Below are 15360 nucleotides of genomic sequence, written 5' to 3' on the forward strand. Positions count from 1 at the left end.
CAAAGGGTCGAGATTCAGCCCGCGAGTACCCGTCGCATGACGGGCTTGGCTGCGAACGCACTGGCCAACACCAACGCAATCCCCACTGCCAGGGTGAGGCCCAACTGAACGAGTGCCATCGGAGTGGTCAGTACGACTGCCCCTGCCAGCGGGAAGAGGAACAGCAGTGCGGCGCCGGCGCCGGCCAGCGCCATTACGATCACGGGAGTGCGAACGTGACGCATGCGGGCACTGTCCATCACCTCGACAGGTGTGCCGGCCAGAGTCAGACTCCGATAGAGCTCGCGGTTGTCGAGGATCCCGGATACCTGGGTGAGTGCAGACGAGACAGCTGCCAACGTGAACGTTGCTCCGAGCGTGAACAACACACCGGTTCTCATGTCGGCGAACAAGAATTCCTGTCCCGGTTGCAGTTCCTGACCCTCTCCGTTGCCGATCGCTGCGAGCAAAGACGTGCCGGCGGCAACAAAACTTGCCATCGTCACACCGCTGACCGTGCGCCACACGGCCTTCGGGTTGTCCAGGACCCGACGTGCCGCGATCAACGAAGCACCGTCCCTCGCGAATCGGAGCATGATCCGTCCGAGCAACGAGATGACGAACGGACCGACCAGCGCAACAACGCCGAAGCAGAGACCAAGTCCCACCAGAATTGCCGCGATGCTCGCCGCGGCACCACCGAATGCACTCCATCCCAACAGAACCCCGACGCCCGCGACAGCGAAGATCATCTTCGGCGCGGCACTCGGATTGCCCGCCGTGACTCCCAACGGACTCACGAACACCTGACGCATACCGAGCATCGACGTCAAAGCCGCCAGTACGGTCATTCCGAATACGATGCCCACCAGAGGAACTGCGCCGACCCACAGCTCACCCCACTCGAAGGTGCGACCTTGAAATCGCAAGAGCGCCACGACCGGCAACGCGAGGAAGTACCCCAGCGCGCCGATCAACGCACCGGCCAAGCCCTGGACACCCGATTCCGCAGCGCACAGCGCAACAATCTGACGAGGTGTGGATCCGATGAGTCGCAGCGCGGCCAGACGTTCGTCTCGGCGACGGGCGCCCAAGCGGGCCGCCGCCAGACCGAGAGTGATCGCCGGGACGATCATCAGCACCGACGCAACCCCCGCGAGCGCAAGATAGGCCTCCGACTCGGGTTCACTCGTTCTGCCGGCAAAGGCACCGTAACCACCGAGAACCGTGAGCAGCAAGGTGGTCGACGCGGCAAAGGCCGATACGGGGAGCGCGAAGGTACTCAACGCCTTTCGTCCCTCGCCTCGCACCGTCATCAAGGCGACACGCGCTGTGGCCTTCATGCCGCCACCTGTGTCCCGACGAGCGAACCGGCCTGCATCGTCATCGTACGATCACACCAGCGAGCGACCTCGGCGTCGTGAGTGACGACGACCAATGCCGAACCGATCTGTTGCGCAGAGTCACGCAACACTCTCATCACTTCCCAGCTTGTCTGTGCGTCGAGGGCACCGGTCGGCTCGTCCGCGAACAGAACTGCAGGTTTGGTCACCAACGCTCGGGCGATCGCGACACGTTGGGATTGTCCTCCCGACATCTGACCTGGGCGCCGGTCCTGCAATCCCTCCAGACCCAAAGGTGCGAAGAAACCGTGCGCCGTCCTCTTCGCTTCCGCGATGGACAAACCGTTGAGCACCAAAGGCAAAGCGACGTTCTCGATCGCCGGAAGCTCCGGCAACAGCTGACCCGACTGGAAGACGAACCCGTAGGACTCACGCCGCAGTCGACTTCGATCGTTCTCACCGAGGTTTTCGATATGTCTACCGCCCAACATGATTGCGCCTGAGTCAGGTTTCACGATTCCTGACATGCAGTGCAGCAGCGTCGACTTACCCGATCCTGACGGTCCCATGATCGCCGTGGCAGTGCCCGCACGGACTTCCAGCGACACACCACGGAGCACCGGAACATTGCCGTACGACTTGCCCAGCGAGTGGACCGACAAGACTGCGGGTGATTGTGCGTTGTTCATGAGTACAGCCTCTCGCGGACCCCTCGCCGACACATCGGCCCAGCGCACGATCTTCGAACTGCCCACGGTCCTACCGGAGGATGACCGGACCCCGAGGCCTGTCAGGGTCGTCACTATGATTTCCGGCATGACCTGGTCCGGTGACGTCCACATGCGGCCCGGCATTCTCATGTTCGCCGGAGCCGTCGGGTCAGCACACACGCATGCGCATGCCGCTGTTCAGATCATGATCGTCGACGACGGGGTGGTCACGGTCACGGACGGGAACGGCCACAGGGAAGTCGTGCGATCCGTGGTCATTCCGTCAGGGGCGGTGCACTCGTTGTCCGCCTCGGAAGGCGCGCGAGGACGGGCGATCTATGTCGATTCCACTATCGGGATGGGCCGACGCATCCAGCTGCCTGAATCCGACCTCGGCGGTGTGGCCGAATGGTCGAATCGTGGACGGACAGCCGTGGCGATGACCGACCGTGGCGATGATTCTGATCTGGAATACGCAGCGAGGCTCGTCGATTCACTGTCCGGAGGCAAACAGCCGTCGAACCTACGTGATCTTCACCCTGCGCTCGAACATGCTCTGACGATACTGCCCGAGCGCCTTTCGGGGCCGATCACGCTGGCGGACACCGCCGCGCGGGTCTCCATCTCGTCCGGACGCTTGGGAAGAATCTTCAACGATCAACTGCAGATGAGCTTTTCGACGTACATCCGTTGGTTGCGGCTACGGCGCGCCATGGAAGTTATGAGCAGTGGCGCAAGTCTGACAACCAGTGCCCACGAGGCCGGTTTCACCGACAGCGCCCACCTCAACCGCATCTGCCACAGCATGTTCGGGCTCACGCCCAGCGCTGCGACCGGCGATCTCACCTGGAATTGATGCTGCTCCCTGAACCAACGCTGTCCGTCTCCGTCCTCGCCAGTAGCGACAGACGACTGTAGAGGCGCGCCAACCCGGGCACGTCCCGGAGGCTGCCTGCTACTTCTTCGACGCAAGCGTCGGCATACACCGTCAGCCGCGCATCGACGTCGTACAGAACATCGACGACGTTACCGAAGCGGCGGACTGCAAATTCCGATGCTTCTTCGAGAACTGGGACCCCGAAGATCACCCAGTCGTCGAAGCGAGAGGCAAGCTCGAGGTAGTCGGCGGCCGAGGTCGAACCGCCGCACAGCACCGCGAAATCGAACCACACGACACCATCTCGAATCGCCGAGCACGCCAATGTGCGTGTACCGATCGTCAATTCGACACCCTCACTCGACGGCCTCACAATTTCCGAGTCGACGAGGAATTCTCCTGTCGCAAAACGGTAGTCCCCGGCACTTGGTTGTCCTGCGGTCCGGTAGTCGATAGAGCCACCCAACTCGATCACCTCGAGAGTCAACTCGATCAACTCGATCGACGGAACGAACTGCTCGTGAAAAAGCGGATTCGGAAGAAGCTCGGTCGGCGGGACATTGGACGTGACAACAACAGTCACACCTTTCGCGACGATTGTGTCGAGAACCCTTGCCATGAACATTGCGTCGGCAACGTCGTCGATGTGGAACTCGTCGAAGCAGAGCACACGGATTCCGTCTACGACGTGGTCCAACGCCGAACCCATCGACCCGAGTTCGTGCGCCCGTGCGTGCAGGTCTGCAAAGAACCGATGAAAGTGAATGCGCCGCTTGCCGACTGGGATGCTGTCGTAGAACTCGTCCATGAGCATCGTCTTCCCGCGGCCGACGCTTCCCCAGAGATAGATCCCGCCCCCGGTCTCACCGCCGGATATCCGGACCCGCAGGGCATCGAGAGCTTCACGTGCCGCCAACTGCTCTTCGTCCAGTAGCATTAGACTCCTCTACGTCTGTAGAGTCGAGGCTAGTGATCGAAAGCAAATCGAGTCAATGTGACCCTCACGACGCACCATCAGCAGCAAGGAACGACATGAAGCCCGACCGCAGAGCTCTCATCGCGGCATCCGCCGTCACGATCATCGCCGAGCAGGGCCCGCGTGCACTCACCCATCGGGCGGTTGATCAGTCCCTGGAACTTCCCGCCGGTTCGACGTCCTACTATTTCCGCACTCGCGAGGCACTTCTCGAAGCGACCGCACTGCACATCGTGCAACGATCGCGTTCCACTTTCAGTGGACTACTCGAAAGCCACGGAGACCCTGCCACCCTGACGGCCGAGTATCTCGACGATCTTCTCTCGCAACGCCGAAACGAATTGATCGCGCGATATGCACTGCTCCTGGAGACTCCCCGAGATTCGACATTGCACCAACTCCTCGAAGGAAGTCTGTTTTCGCTGGAGAAGGCAATACCCATCTTCGAAACCATCGGCGTCGACGATCCCGACGTCGCTGCCGCCAATTTCCTGAGCCTTCTGGAGGGCTTGATCTTCGATTACTGCCTCGGATCACGCAGCCGAGATCCTCGCTCCACCGAAACCGTTCGGCAGCTCAGGATCCCGATCGACATCTACCTGCACGGAGTTCACGCCAACTGAAAGACGTTGTTCAGCAGAGGCTTCCGGTGCATGGTCGTTGACCGGATAACAGTGCCGCAACAAAGGGAGTGCTGTCTGGAACCGAAGCCGGAACGGTTCCCAGATGATCAGTGGGATAGGTATGGAATGCAAAGTCCACACCGTTTGCAGCGAGGTCAGCCGCGAACTTCAGTGTCAGCGGTGCCGGAACATCGATATCCGAGAGTCCCTGACCGATGAAGAACGGGCGGTCGTATCCCGAGGTCGGCACGGTGAGCAGTTCACGTGCAGCCTCCATGAATACCGGATTGTCCAGCGACTTCGTCAGCACCTGCCCGAGCGTGACGGTTCCGTACTTCGCGCGCGCCTCGGTGTAGCACATGTTGTTCTCGACGTCGTCGAGGATGGTCTTGCCGAGCGGGGTCAGATACGAGTCGATGTCGATGTCCGGCCACGAAGCACGCAGTCCGTCAAGAACGTTCGCGATGTAGACCGTCGTACCCTTGAGCGGAAGCGCCGGGAAGGCCGGACCGCCGAGCGGTAGGAGATTCTCGATGTTCGAGGGGACACCAGTGGCGACTGCGCCGCGGTAGTCCAACTCCGGCGCGTAATCAGTGGCAAGCGAAGCGGTGAACATAGTCGCCTGCCCGCCCTGCGACTGCCCCATCGCAACCCATTCGCTCGACAAGTCACCGTCGACCGCACGAGCAGCACGCACCATGTCCACAACGCTGTGCGCAGCGGAACGACCGTCGAGATACGGGTGAACACCGGGTGTTCCGAGTCCCACGTAGTCGGTGGCCACCACCGCGTATCCCTGCTCCAGCCAGTGACCGAGATGCGTCGCGTTCCGCTCGAGCGGAACGCTATTGCTCGGCGCACACTGATCCGCGACACCCACCGTTCCGTGCGCGTAGGAGATGACCGGCCAACCACCCTCGGGCGGAGCCCCCTCGGGGCGATACACCACACCGCTACTCGTCATCGGTGCATCCTTCGGACCCGTGGACCAGTACGTCACCTTCGTTGCGCTCACAGCACCCGGGATGACCCGATCCGCACCGAGCGACTCCTGGCCCACCACGGCGCCGGGGGCATTCTTCGATTCCGCCGCGGCCGGTGCGGTGACGGTCAACGCCACCAACGCGCTCGCACCCAATCCGACGAGCGTTCTACACAGCCGCTTGCTCACGTGCCTTCTCCTACCTATTGCGTTGACAGTGCCGTATGTGGCGATCAGCCCCACATCGGCCAGCCGATCGAGTTCAGACCTTAGAACAGCCTTACCAATTGGTCAATCTAAATTCCCGCTCCACATTTCCCGTTGTCACGCGACTGCTCCGGTATGGTGGCGGTGTTCTATACATGCAGGTCCCCCGCGAGTTCAGGAGGCCGAAGGGCTCTCTCATGTCAGCGCCTGATCTCCCGACGTTCCCCCCGTCGCAGCAGAATTCGGTGGCCGCGATCCTCCGAGCGGCAGGCTGTGTGTTCGCCGAAGACGAAGCTCGCCTACTTCTCCACACTGCACGCTCTCGCGACGAACTCGACGCGATGATCGATCGACGAGTTGCCGGCGAACCACTCGAGTCTGTCCTCGGATGGGCCGAGTTCTGCGGCTTGCGCATTCACATCGACTCCGGAGTCTTCGTCCCACGCCGGCGCACCGAGTTCCTCGCCTGGCAGGCCTGCTCACTTGTCACCCCAGGAAGCGTCGTCGTCGACATGTGTTGCGGCTCAGGAGCTGTCGGTGCTGTCCTGCAGTCGACGCTCGACGCCGTCGATTTGTACGCGGTAGACGTGGAACCGGCCGCAGTGCGGTGCGCTCGCCGAAACATCACACCCCCCGAGCGTGTACTCGAAGGCGATCTGTACGGCCCACTGCCGACGGAATTACGCAGTCGTGTCGACGTCGTCGTCGCCAATGCGCCCTACGTCCCCACAGACTCGATCCGGCTGATGCCGCCCGAAGCGCGACTTCACGAACCGCGCGTCTCGTTGGACGGCGGCGCCGACGGCCTGGACCTACAGCGTCGCATCATCGCCGATGCTGTGCCGTGGCTACGACCGGGCGGTCATCTGCTCGTCGAGTCAAGCACGGAGCAAGTCGAGATGACCGTCGAAACCTTTACTCGGGGAGGGTTTCTCACGCGGGTAGCAACCTACAGTGAGACCGCGTCAACTGTGGTGATCGGTCAGTGTTGAAGGCGATCGGATCATGCAGGCGTGGACCACTCCCGAGCGCGGGCGGCAAAGCCGTCGACAAAAAGCCCGAACGCACGATCGACGCGGGCCCGATCCCCCGTGGCCAGAAGATCCATCGACAGACCCCGCATTTGCGAGAGCAACAGAGTAGCGACAGAGGCAACATCGTCCTCGGGGCAGCCCGCTTGCCGTAGACCGGCTTCCAGTGCCTCGATCCAATCGCCCACGAATCGATCCAGGAACCGTCCGTAGCGTTCACGATCGCCGAGCGCGAGGGCGTAGATCTCGACCATCACTCGGAACCGCGGCAGGACCTCCGGCGTCGTACGTTCGGTCCACCACGCGGTCAGCACTGTCGCCGGATCGACCCCCGGTTTCATCGGGACCGCAATCGGAATGGACTCACCACGCATGTTCTCGATGACCTCGGAGAGCAGATTCTCCTTGCTCTCGAAATGGTTGAGCAACGACGCATGCGACACACCCACGGCCTTGGCGAGCTGCCTCACCGTCAGTTCCCCGACACCGTTGTCGATAACGTAGCGGGTCAGCGCGTCGAGCAACTCCTCACGTCGCCCGGCGTATCTCAGGCTGCGTTTGTCGATGCGTTCGGGCTCCGGCACATACTCACCCTACCGGCCGGAACCACCAGGTCAGCGGCTGACTGCCTTCTGATACCGACGAATAGCGAACGGCACGAAGACGATCAGCAAACCGAAAGTCCACAACAACGACGCGATGACCGGGTTCTGAAGTGGCCACGCATCCGGAACTGTCATCGCAGGATTGGTATTGCCGAACAATTCACGGACCGCCTGAGTCACCGCCGACACCGGATTCCATTCGGCGATCACTTTGAGCGGCCCGGGAAGGTTGGTGGTCTCCACAAAAGTGTTCGCGATGAACGACAGCGGAAAGATGACGATGAAGCTCGCGTTGTTGAAGACCTCCGGCGTCCGGATCCACAGCCCCACAACAGCCATGACCCATGACAACGCGTACGCGAAGAACAGCAGCAGCGCATAACCTGCGACCGCCTCGAGGAAGCTGGAATGAATGCGCCACCCCACCAGAAGACCGGTCAACGACATGACCACCAAGCTGATGACGTTGATCAACACGTCACTCGACGTTCGGCCGGTGAGCACGGCAGACGGAGCCATGGGCAGCGATCGAAATCTGTCGATGATTCCTTTCTGGATGTCTTCGACCATCCCCAGACCAGTCCAGGTGGCACCGAATATGACTGTCTGCGTGAAGATTCCGGCGATCAGGAATTCTCGATACGACGTGCCCGGGACGGAGATCGCGCTGCCGAATACGTAGGCGAACAACAGCACGAACATGATCGGCGACAACGTGGTGAACACCAGCAGATCCGGAACGCGCTTGATCTTGATCAAGTTTCGCCTGGCGATGGTCAAACCGTCTTCGAGCGCCATCTGCACGGTCATTTCTGATCCTCCAGTTCAGCCTGGTGCCCGGTCAGTGTGAGGAAGACATCGTCGAGGGTGGGTCTGCGAAGTCCGACGTCGAACACCCGAATGCCGCGTGCCGATAGAAGGTTGAGCGCCGCAACCAAGGCATCGGTGCCGTCGTCGACAGGAACAGTGACGCGACGGACATTCTCTTGAACCTGAATGTCCCCCACGGCAAGCGAGCGCAATTCCTCTCGCACGATGTCGAGATGTTCGACCTCGTGCACGCTCAATTCGATGCGCTCACCCCCGACCCGCGCCTTCAACTGATCTGCGGTACCGCGCGCGATGACCGAGCCGCGGTCGATGACCGCGATCTGGTCGGCCAGCCTCTCTGCTTCTTCCATGTATTGCGTCGTGAGCAACAGTGTTGTCCCCTGCGCCACCAACCCTTCGATGACATCCCAGAGACCGAGGCGCGCCCGAGGATCCAGGCCGGTGGTCGGCTCGTCCAGAAACAACACCTGCGGCCGAGCAACCAATGCGCCCGCGAGATCGAGACGTCGCCGCATTCCACCGGAATAGCCCTTGACCGGCCGATCTCCGGCCTCGACAAGATCGAACTGCTCGAGCAATTCACGCGCTCGGGCCTTACTGCTTCGGGCGCCGAGGTGATACAGCCTCCCAACCATGTCCAGATTCTCGTAGCCCGTCAGGTACTCGTCGACCGCGGCATATTGGCCAGAAGCACCTATCTTCGACCGCAACGCCCGCGCATCCTCGACCACGTCCAGCCCGGCAACCTCGGCGCGACCACCGTCCGGAATGAGCAGCGTCGTGAATATCCTTACCGCGGTGGTTTTTCCGGCACCGTTGGGACCCAACAGTGCCATCACCGAACCCTCGCGCACTTCCAGGTCGATACCGTCCAATGCCGTGACGTCGCCGTACTTCTTGACCAACCCCTCGGCCACTATCGCTTCGGCCATGAGCCCTCCCGCGTCGGTTGTCCGTCGGTAGTCCGTTCCCCAGTGTGACCCAGGAGGCCGACACATTCCAGGAAATTTCGTCAGATGCCGGGCTGCAATCACCTCCCTGGTTTCGCCGGTGCCTTTCGGTCACGAGGTACGGAACAGAGCACACGTCCCAGTCCTGTCCAATACAGCCGAAAAATTTCACCAACCTTTCGACGGATATACACCGGAAAGAAAAACCCGAAATTCTTGAACCAAGACCACTTTCGGGTATTCACGATGGGTGCGGCAGCGTTACACTCGTACAGCAAGTGACACTCGGGCCGATGACGGTTGACATATGGTGTCAAATCTCGAATTCAGAATCAGGCAGAGGCCGAAAAGAATTGAATCACCGATTCAGTGCATGCGGGGACGAATCACACTTCGGGGGATCAAGAAAGGCTGACTGTGGCATGAGTATCAGAACTCGATACATCCGAACTCCGTGGATCCGAAAAACGGCGGAATATTCCTTCGAAACCATCTGCTTCACATTGGCCGTGATTGTCGTGGCCGCACTGATCGCCGCATACAACACACAATCACGCTCCGCGCCGACGTACACGCCGACCTCGCTCTCCGCGAATCCTGAATCTGCAGCGCTGCCCTTCGACATTCCACCCAAGTCAGCACTCAACGGAAAGTTGGTCTTCGCTCACTACTTCCCGCCCTATCCGGTATCGATCGACAATGCGAATCCGTCCAGCGATTACTATGCGACGCAATATCTTACGGTCAACGGCGAGAACAACAAGCACGTTCGCTACGGAGGATTCCTCCGTGACCGGCCGACACCGCGGCAACCCATCGCCGATGCTCAGTGGCGCCAACGCGACCTCGAAAACGAAGTTCGTTCGGCAATCGCCGCGGGCATCGACGGATTCTCCGTCGACATCATCGCCAAGGCAACCGACACCAGTTGGTGGGGTTCCACCGTGCCCACCGCCCTGATCAAAGCGGCCGCGGCAGTCGATCCGAATTTCAAGATCATGCTCATGCCTGATATGAACGGCGCGTTCAAAAACATGACCGCAGCTCAAATGGCAGCAGAGATGAAACCTTATTCGACCATGGCATCATCGTTCAAATTGAACGACGGACGGCTCGTGATATCTCCATTCCTTGCCGAGAACAAGACTGCGGGCTGGTGGTCGGAGTTCATCACCATTATGAAGAATTCTTACGGAATAAATGTGGCATTTGTTCCGGTTTTCCTCGACGCCGCAGCCAACCGGAATTCTTTTGCATCGATCAGCTACGGGATGTCGAATTGGGGTAACCGAAATCCGGCAGGAAACCCGCTCTCGGGATCGAACCCGAACTCTCCGATGGGACTTGCCGCCGCCGCTCACTCCTTGGGAAAGATATGGATGCAACCAGTCGCCTTCCAAGATGTTCGTCCAAGTCAGTCGATCTACGACGAGGCACAGAATTCACAGAACCTGCAGAACATGTGGCAGATCGCGATTGCGTCCAACAGCGAATGGGTACAACTCGTCACCTGGAACGACTACAGCGAGGGAACGTCGTTCGCGCCCAGCGTCGGCCACGGACGCGCGTTGCTCGACATGAGTTCCTACGGGTTGTACACCTTCCGCACCGGCGCCTCACCTGCAATTGTCCGTGACACCGCGTATCTCGTCTATCGCAATCAGCTGGTCTCCGCGGTCCCCGTCAATCGCTCTGCTGCCCCTATGACACTGCGCCAATGGTCATCCCCCGCTCGCGATACCGTCGAAGTCCTTTCCTTCTTGACCGCGCCTGCGGTCGTCAAAGTGACGGTCGGAACCACGACAACCACCTGCAATGCCCCGGCCGGGATGAGCAGCTGCATAGCACCGTTGAAGGTTGGTGCTGTCAAAACCACAGTCGTTCGCGGTGCGACGGAAGTCGCGAAAGTCAGCTCTCACACATCGGTGACAGCCACACCGTACAACCAGAATCTCGAGTACCTGGTCGATTCCAGTCGGAGATAACGGTGACGAAGATCGGGTAAGTCCGTCGACTCACCCGATCTTCGTTGCGCCGTCGGTTTCAGCTGCAATTGGTAACTCGGGCAGCGATACCGCCCCCGTCCGCTCCACCCTCACCGCCAACGTCACCGCGGCGGCCAGCGCCGATACGCCCGCTCCGATCCAGTACAAGACCGCGAACGAATGGAGAGTCGGCACAGTGCTCGCACCGATCACCACCGTCGAACTGGCCAATACCGCTGCCGCAACGGCGCTTCCGGTGGAGGTACCGACCGAACGGAGCAGGCTGTTGAATCCGTTGGCCGAGGCAGTCTGATGGATCGGTGCAGATTCGGTGATCAGGGTCGGCATGGCGGCCAGGGAAAATGCCACACCGGCCGATACCACGGCAGCGCCGATCACGATATTGACCAACGTCGGCGCCAACAGCACACGCAAGACATAGCCGATTGCAATGACGATCGCACCCGACGCCAACGTAGCCTTCGCTCCCCATCGTCTCGTCACTTTCGACGACACCGGTGCCAACCCGATCATCAGGATTCCCCCCGGCATCATCGCAAGCCCGGCTTCGGCGGCCGAGAGTCCGAGACCGTCCGCCGACGCCAGGGGCAACTGAAGTTCCTGTGTTGCCGCCAACGCGCTGATGAACATGGCAAAACCGAGTAATACGGCGCAGACATTCGAGACCAGAATCGGAGCACGAAGGGAAGTCCGCAGGTCGACCAACGGTGCCGGCGTGTGCAGTTCCCACGGAATCCATCCACAGAGCAAGACCACACCGGACGCGATCAGAACCAGAACCTCGGGGCTTGCCCATCCCCATTCGGTTCCCTTCGAGACGGCCAGCAAAAATGCCGTCATGGCGAGTGTGAGGACTGTGGCTCCTAGAAAGTCGAAGCGTCCGCGACTCTTCACAGCCGATTCCGGCACCACCAGCGGCAAGACGACTATCAGTACAACCCCGAATCCACCAGTGACCCAGAAGAGCACGGGTAGTCCCCAGTGCGCCGAGATCACCCCGGCCATCGGCATGCCGAACATGCCGCCGATCCCCAGGGTCGCACTCATGAGCGCGACTGCACCACTGAGCTTTTCCGGAGGAAGGACATCGCGCATGATGCTGATTCCGACGGGCAGAAGCGCCGTCGCGAAGCCCTGCAACGAACGTCCGAGGATCAGGAGCCAGAAACTCTGACTGAGCGCCGCAACGATGCAGCCGACGATCATCACGGCAAGGCAGACGAGCATCATCGCCCGCTTGCCGAACATGTCGGCAAGCCGGCCGATGAGAGGGGTCGCGACGGCACCGGTCAGCAACGTCGAGGTCACCAGCCAGGAGGCGGTGGCCGACGAAACTCCCGATGCCGTCGCGAACGCAGGCAGGACCGGCACCACCAGGGTCTGTTGCAGCGCGACCACCACACCGCTCAGACTCAGGACGCCGACGACCCACCCGGTCCGCGCTTTCGCGCGAACAGTCTTGTCCGTCAAGCGTTCGAGCGAGCGGCTACTCCGGCGTCGACAGGAACCACGATGCCACTCATGTGGGCACTCGCGTCGGCGGCGAGGAACAGGACTACTCGCGTGATCTCGAAGGGATCCAGCCAACCGATCGGCTGCGCGTGCAGAGTCGCGTACACAGGTTCGACGTCGTCTGCCGTCGGCGATTCGAGGTCAGGCCGCATCATTGCGTACATCATGTCGTTGTGAATCATCGGCGTCGAGATATTTCCCGGTGCAATAGCATTCACGGTCACACCCGAGTTGGCCAGTTCGAGTGAGACGCTCTTCGTCAAACCGATGACGCCCCATTTGGAGGCGCCGTACGCCGCCATCTGGGTGCCACCGGATCGACCCATCATCGAGGAGATCGTGATGATGCGACCGTAGCCACGTTCCGCCATTCCACCTGACACGGCCGCAACGGTATTGAACACACCGGTCAGGTTCGACGAAATGACTTCGTTCCACTGTGCCGACGTCATCGACGTGATCGGAGCGGGCACGGAGACACCGGCATTCGCGACTGCAATGTCGACGCGGCCGAATTCCGATTCCGCGCGGGCAACGAGCGCGTCCATTGCTTGACGATCAGCCGTGTCGGCCTTGACTGCAATACACCGGCGGCCCGTGGCTTCCACCAAACGAACGGTTTCCTTCAGATCCTCCTCGGTTGCGAGGGGGTAGGCGACGACATCACTGTTCTCGCACCGATCGCAGATCACGATGTCCGCGCCACGCTCCGCGAATGCGATAGCGTGGGCGCGCCCCTGACCGCGTGCGGCGCCGGTGATCAGTGCAACTTTTCCTTCGAAGCTGCCTTCGAGGCTGTTCATGCCGTCTCCTAGTTCGTCGTATGCCAGCGTGCGCTGTACTGCATGCGTACTCCGAACCCGCCCGAAAGAAACAGTCGATCCCGGACAGCGGGAATCTAGCCGATCACTGGTAAACGGCGGTCTCGAACTCCAGGTATCCGTTGATGGATCCAGCGTCCGCGAACGGCAGAATCTGCGTTGCCCAGAACCCTCCGACGCCGGTCTGCCGGTCGATCCAGTAATAGAGGTTGGCCAGACCCGCCCAAGCCAGCGATCCGGCCGGCCTACCGGTGGGTGCCACCTCTTCATTGGTCATGAAGGAGTATGCCCATCCCTTGGGTACACCGGGGAAGAATTCCGCATCGTTGGACAGTGTCGGGAGAACTCCGGGCAACAACCCCACGTGCTGGCCTTCGAGCCCGTTCTGAACGGCTGCAGCTACCGTCTCCGACGACAACACGCGACCCGAAGTGCCCACGCCGTCGTTCAGCCACATACGAATGAACTTCATGTAGTCGCCGACAGTGCCGTGCAAACCGTGACCACCCATGTGCACCTCGGGTTCGGCCGGAAGCTCGAATCCAATGAGCGGAGTGAGGCTTCCGTCGCTCTCGCGCTGATGGATCGGTGCAAGTCGATCCTTCATCGACGGGCTCATCGTGAATGCCGTATCCGTCATCTCGAGCGGTTCGAAGATGCGCTCGCGCATGACATCGCCGAGTCGTTGACCTCGAATAGACTCGACGACCTGTCCGGCCCAGTCGATGTTGGTGCCGTACTCCCACTTCTCACCCGGGTCGAAGAGCAGCGGTGTCGTGAGCGCCGCTTTGCTGCACGTGATCACGCTGGGCTGCCCATGTTCCTGTGAGAGCCGATTGTACGACTCGTTGAAGAAGTCGTAGCCGAACCCAGCAGTGTGAAGGAGCAGCATGCGAGTGGTGATGTCGCGCTTGGGTTCCCGAAGAACAGGGTTTCCGCCGGCGTCGAAACCGTCCAGGACCTTCAGCTCACCGATGTCCGGAACATAGGTCGCTGCAGGTGCATCGAGATCGAGCAACCCCTCCTCCACACATTGCAGGACAGCAGTACCGGTGATCGCCTTGGTTGTGGAGAAGAGCGCAAAGGTTGTATCGAGGGTCATCGGAACGCCGTAACCTAGTGTCCGCTCACCCGCAGCACCCTCGTAGATGTTGCCTTCTCGATCCGTGATCATCGCAACCACACCCGGGACGCGATCGGCCCCCTGAGTTGCTCGCGCCAGCACGTCGTCGAGGCGCTGCTTCGAAAGGGGCTTCCGCGCAATATCTTCGATCGTCACTGCATTTCTCCATCCGACTTGCAACTTGTCTTGTCGAACAGAATGTAACGGCGATCACACACCCGGTTCTGCCTCGAAACGGCAGGAAAACTGTCTCGTTTCGGCAGAACCGGGCAGAGCCTGGAATCAGCTCTGGGGCGCTCCGATATTCACCAACCAGGAAATGCCGAATTTGTCTGTACAGGAGCCGAATTCGTCTCCCCACATCTGCTTCTCGAGCGGAACGCTGACCGTACCCGTTCCCGACAACTGCTCCCAGTACCCGCGCAGCACATCGCCGTCGTCGCCACTGAGGCTGACTGTGATGTTGTCGCCGGGGTTGTACGGCATGCCGGGCGGAGTGTCGGCACCCATCAGGGTGTATCCCTGATCGGTTTCGAGCATTCCGTGCATGATCTTGTCCCCGCCTTCGCCGGGATTGCCGAATTCACCGAACGTGCTCAGCGCCAGCGTGCCACCGAAAATGCCCTTGTAGAACTCCAACGCTTCTCGGGCATTGCCGTTGAAGCTGATGTACGGATTAAGTCGAGTTGCCATGACGTACTCCTAGCTCGTTGGATAGCTGTCACGTTCGATTTCAATCCTTGCAGACTGCTCCGACACGAAACAACGGATCGCGGCAGTTCAT

General features: G+C 60.6%; 15 protein-coding genes. 4 read left to right on the top strand and 11 right to left on the bottom strand.

Features of this window, described 5'->3' with window-relative positions; genetic code table 11:
- Positions 1-14 precede the first annotated feature (14 nt).
- Together V3587_RS11355 and V3587_RS11360 are read right to left on the bottom strand one after the other, a co-directional pair.
- The gene (locus V3587_RS11355) at positions 15-1322 is read right to left on the bottom strand and encodes an FtsX-like permease family protein (protein ID WP_283376532.1); all 1308 of its coding nucleotides are present in this window, start codon (positions 1320-1322) and stop codon (positions 15-17) included.
- The gene (locus V3587_RS11360) at positions 1319-2164 is read right to left on the bottom strand and encodes an ABC transporter ATP-binding protein (protein WP_235171274.1); all 846 of its coding nucleotides are present in this window, start codon (positions 2162-2164) and stop codon (positions 1319-1321) included. Before V3587_RS11360 ends, V3587_RS11355 begins: the two co-directional genes overlap by 4 nt.
- On the opposite strand from V3587_RS11360, the gene V3587_RS11365 reads away from it, so the two are divergent.
- Positions 2139-2888, top strand: coding sequence for a helix-turn-helix domain-containing protein (locus V3587_RS11365; protein WP_283376531.1), 750 nt, complete (start codon positions 2139-2141; stop codon positions 2886-2888). The two genes, V3587_RS11360 and V3587_RS11365, sit on opposite strands and share 26 nt — an antisense overlap.
- Here the strand turns inward: V3587_RS11365 and zapE are convergent.
- On the bottom strand, positions 2875-3846 hold the full coding sequence (gene zapE, locus V3587_RS11370; RefSeq protein ID WP_124568896.1) for a cell division protein ZapE: 972 nt from the start codon (positions 3844-3846) through the stop codon (positions 2875-2877). The two genes, V3587_RS11365 and zapE, sit on opposite strands and share 14 nt — an antisense overlap.
- A gap of 95 nt (positions 3847-3941) precedes the next feature.
- On the opposite strand from zapE, the gene V3587_RS11375 reads away from it, so the two are divergent.
- Positions 3942-4508: a TetR/AcrR family transcriptional regulator gene (locus tag V3587_RS11375; protein ID WP_095970919.1), complete on the top strand. Its 567-nt coding sequence runs from the start codon at positions 3942-3944 to the stop codon at positions 4506-4508.
- Between the two features lie 10 nt (positions 4509-4518).
- Here the strand turns inward: V3587_RS11375 and V3587_RS11380 are convergent, their stop codons facing one another.
- Positions 4519-5679: a lipase family protein gene (locus V3587_RS11380; protein WP_283376530.1), complete on the bottom strand. Its 1161-nt coding sequence runs from the start codon at positions 5677-5679 to the stop codon at positions 4519-4521.
- Between the two features lie 215 nt (positions 5680-5894).
- On the opposite strand from V3587_RS11380, the gene V3587_RS11385 reads away from it, so the two are divergent.
- On the top strand, positions 5895-6689 hold the full coding sequence (locus tag V3587_RS11385) for a putative protein N(5)-glutamine methyltransferase (RefSeq protein WP_283376529.1): 795 nt from the start codon (positions 5895-5897) through the stop codon (positions 6687-6689).
- Positions 6690-6700: 11 nt separating this feature from the next.
- On the opposite strand, the gene V3587_RS11390 is transcribed toward V3587_RS11385, so the two are convergent.
- From V3587_RS11390 to V3587_RS11400, 3 genes are read right to left on the bottom strand one after another with little or no spacing between them, the layout of a single operon-like run.
- Positions 6701-7312, bottom strand: a complete 612-nt coding sequence (locus V3587_RS11390; protein ID WP_283376528.1) for a TetR/AcrR family transcriptional regulator — start codon at positions 7310-7312, stop codon at positions 6701-6703.
- A 30-nt stretch (positions 7313-7342) separates the two neighbouring features.
- Positions 7343-8143 carry an ABC transporter permease gene (locus tag V3587_RS11395; protein ID WP_003945537.1) on the bottom strand — a complete coding sequence of 267 codons (801 nt, stop codon included), beginning with the start codon at positions 8141-8143 and terminating at the stop codon, positions 7343-7345.
- Positions 8140-9096 (bottom strand): ATP-binding cassette domain-containing protein, encoded by a 957-nt coding sequence (locus V3587_RS11400; RefSeq protein ID WP_095970915.1) that lies wholly within the window; start codon positions 9094-9096, stop codon positions 8140-8142. The genes V3587_RS11395 and V3587_RS11400 overlap by 4 nt, the downstream gene beginning before the upstream one ends.
- Positions 9097-9536: 440 nt before the next feature.
- Here V3587_RS11400 and V3587_RS11405 point away from each other — a divergent pair, with 440 nt between their 5' ends.
- A complete protein-coding gene (locus V3587_RS11405) occupies positions 9537-11099 on the top strand; it encodes a glycoside hydrolase family 71 protein (protein ID WP_095970914.1) in 1563 nt (520 codons plus the stop codon).
- A gap of 30 nt (positions 11100-11129) precedes the next feature.
- Here the strand turns inward: V3587_RS11405 and V3587_RS11410 are convergent, their stop codons facing one another.
- The 4 genes from V3587_RS11410 to V3587_RS11425 all read right to left on the bottom strand — a co-directional run bounded on the left by V3587_RS11410 (position 11130) and on the right by V3587_RS11425 (position 15269).
- Positions 11130-12590, bottom strand: a complete 1461-nt coding sequence (locus V3587_RS11410) for an MFS transporter (protein WP_283376527.1) — start codon at positions 12588-12590, stop codon at positions 11130-11132.
- Positions 12587-13435 (bottom strand): mycofactocin-coupled SDR family oxidoreductase, encoded by an 849-nt coding sequence (locus V3587_RS11415; protein WP_166810754.1) that lies wholly within the window; start codon positions 13433-13435, stop codon positions 12587-12589. The genes V3587_RS11410 and V3587_RS11415 overlap by 4 nt, the downstream gene beginning before the upstream one ends.
- Before the next feature lie 103 nt (positions 13436-13538).
- Positions 13539-14678 carry a serine hydrolase domain-containing protein gene (locus tag V3587_RS11420; RefSeq protein ID WP_235172251.1) on the bottom strand — a complete coding sequence of 380 codons (1140 nt, stop codon included), beginning with the start codon at positions 14676-14678 and terminating at the stop codon, positions 13539-13541.
- Between the two features lie 180 nt (positions 14679-14858).
- Positions 14859-15269, bottom strand: coding sequence for a VOC family protein (locus V3587_RS11425; protein WP_021332374.1), 411 nt, complete (start codon positions 15267-15269; stop codon positions 14859-14861).
- Positions 15270-15360 lie beyond the last annotated feature (91 nt).

This window comes from Rhodococcus sp. IEGM 1306, assembly GCF_036541985.1.
In the GTDB taxonomy this organism is placed as follows: domain Bacteria; phylum Actinomycetota; class Actinomycetes; order Mycobacteriales; family Mycobacteriaceae; genus Rhodococcus_F; species Rhodococcus_F qingshengii.

What these genes read in the sequence shown, in the direction of transcription:
- V3587_RS11360 (WP_235171274.1), bottom strand. Translation starts at nt 2,164, where the DNA reads ATGTGGACGTCACCGGACCAGGTCATGCCGGAAATCATAGTGACGACC.
- V3587_RS11405 (WP_095970914.1), top strand. Translation starts at nt 9,537, where the DNA reads ATGAGTATCAGAACTCGATACATCCGAACTCCGTGGATCCGAAAAACG.
- V3587_RS11375 (WP_095970919.1), top strand. Translation starts at nt 3,942, where the DNA reads ATGAAGCCCGACCGCAGAGCTCTCATCGCGGCATCCGCCGTCACGATC.
- V3587_RS11395 (WP_003945537.1), bottom strand. Translation starts at nt 8,143, where the DNA reads ATGACCGTGCAGATGGCGCTCGAAGACGGTTTGACCATCGCCAGGCGA.
- zapE (WP_124568896.1), bottom strand. Translation starts at nt 3,846, where the DNA reads ATGCTACTGGACGAAGAGCAGTTGGCGGCACGTGAAGCTCTCGATGCC.
- V3587_RS11385 (WP_283376529.1), top strand. Translation starts at nt 5,895, where the DNA reads ATGTCAGCGCCTGATCTCCCGACGTTCCCCCCGTCGCAGCAGAATTCG.
- V3587_RS11425 (WP_021332374.1), bottom strand. Translation starts at nt 15,269, where the DNA reads ATGGCAACTCGACTTAATCCGTACATCAGCTTCAACGGCAATGCCCGA.
- V3587_RS11365 (WP_283376531.1), top strand. Translation starts at nt 2,139, where the DNA reads ATGACCTGGTCCGGTGACGTCCACATGCGGCCCGGCATTCTCATGTTC.
- V3587_RS11415 (WP_166810754.1), bottom strand. Translation starts at nt 13,435, where the DNA reads ATGAACAGCCTCGAAGGCAGCTTCGAAGGAAAAGTTGCACTGATCACC.
- V3587_RS11355 (WP_283376532.1), bottom strand. Translation starts at nt 1,322, where the DNA reads ATGAAGGCCACAGCGCGTGTCGCCTTGATGACGGTGCGAGGCGAGGGA.
- V3587_RS11400 (WP_095970915.1), bottom strand. Translation starts at nt 9,096, where the DNA reads ATGGCCGAAGCGATAGTGGCCGAGGGGTTGGTCAAGAAGTACGGCGAC.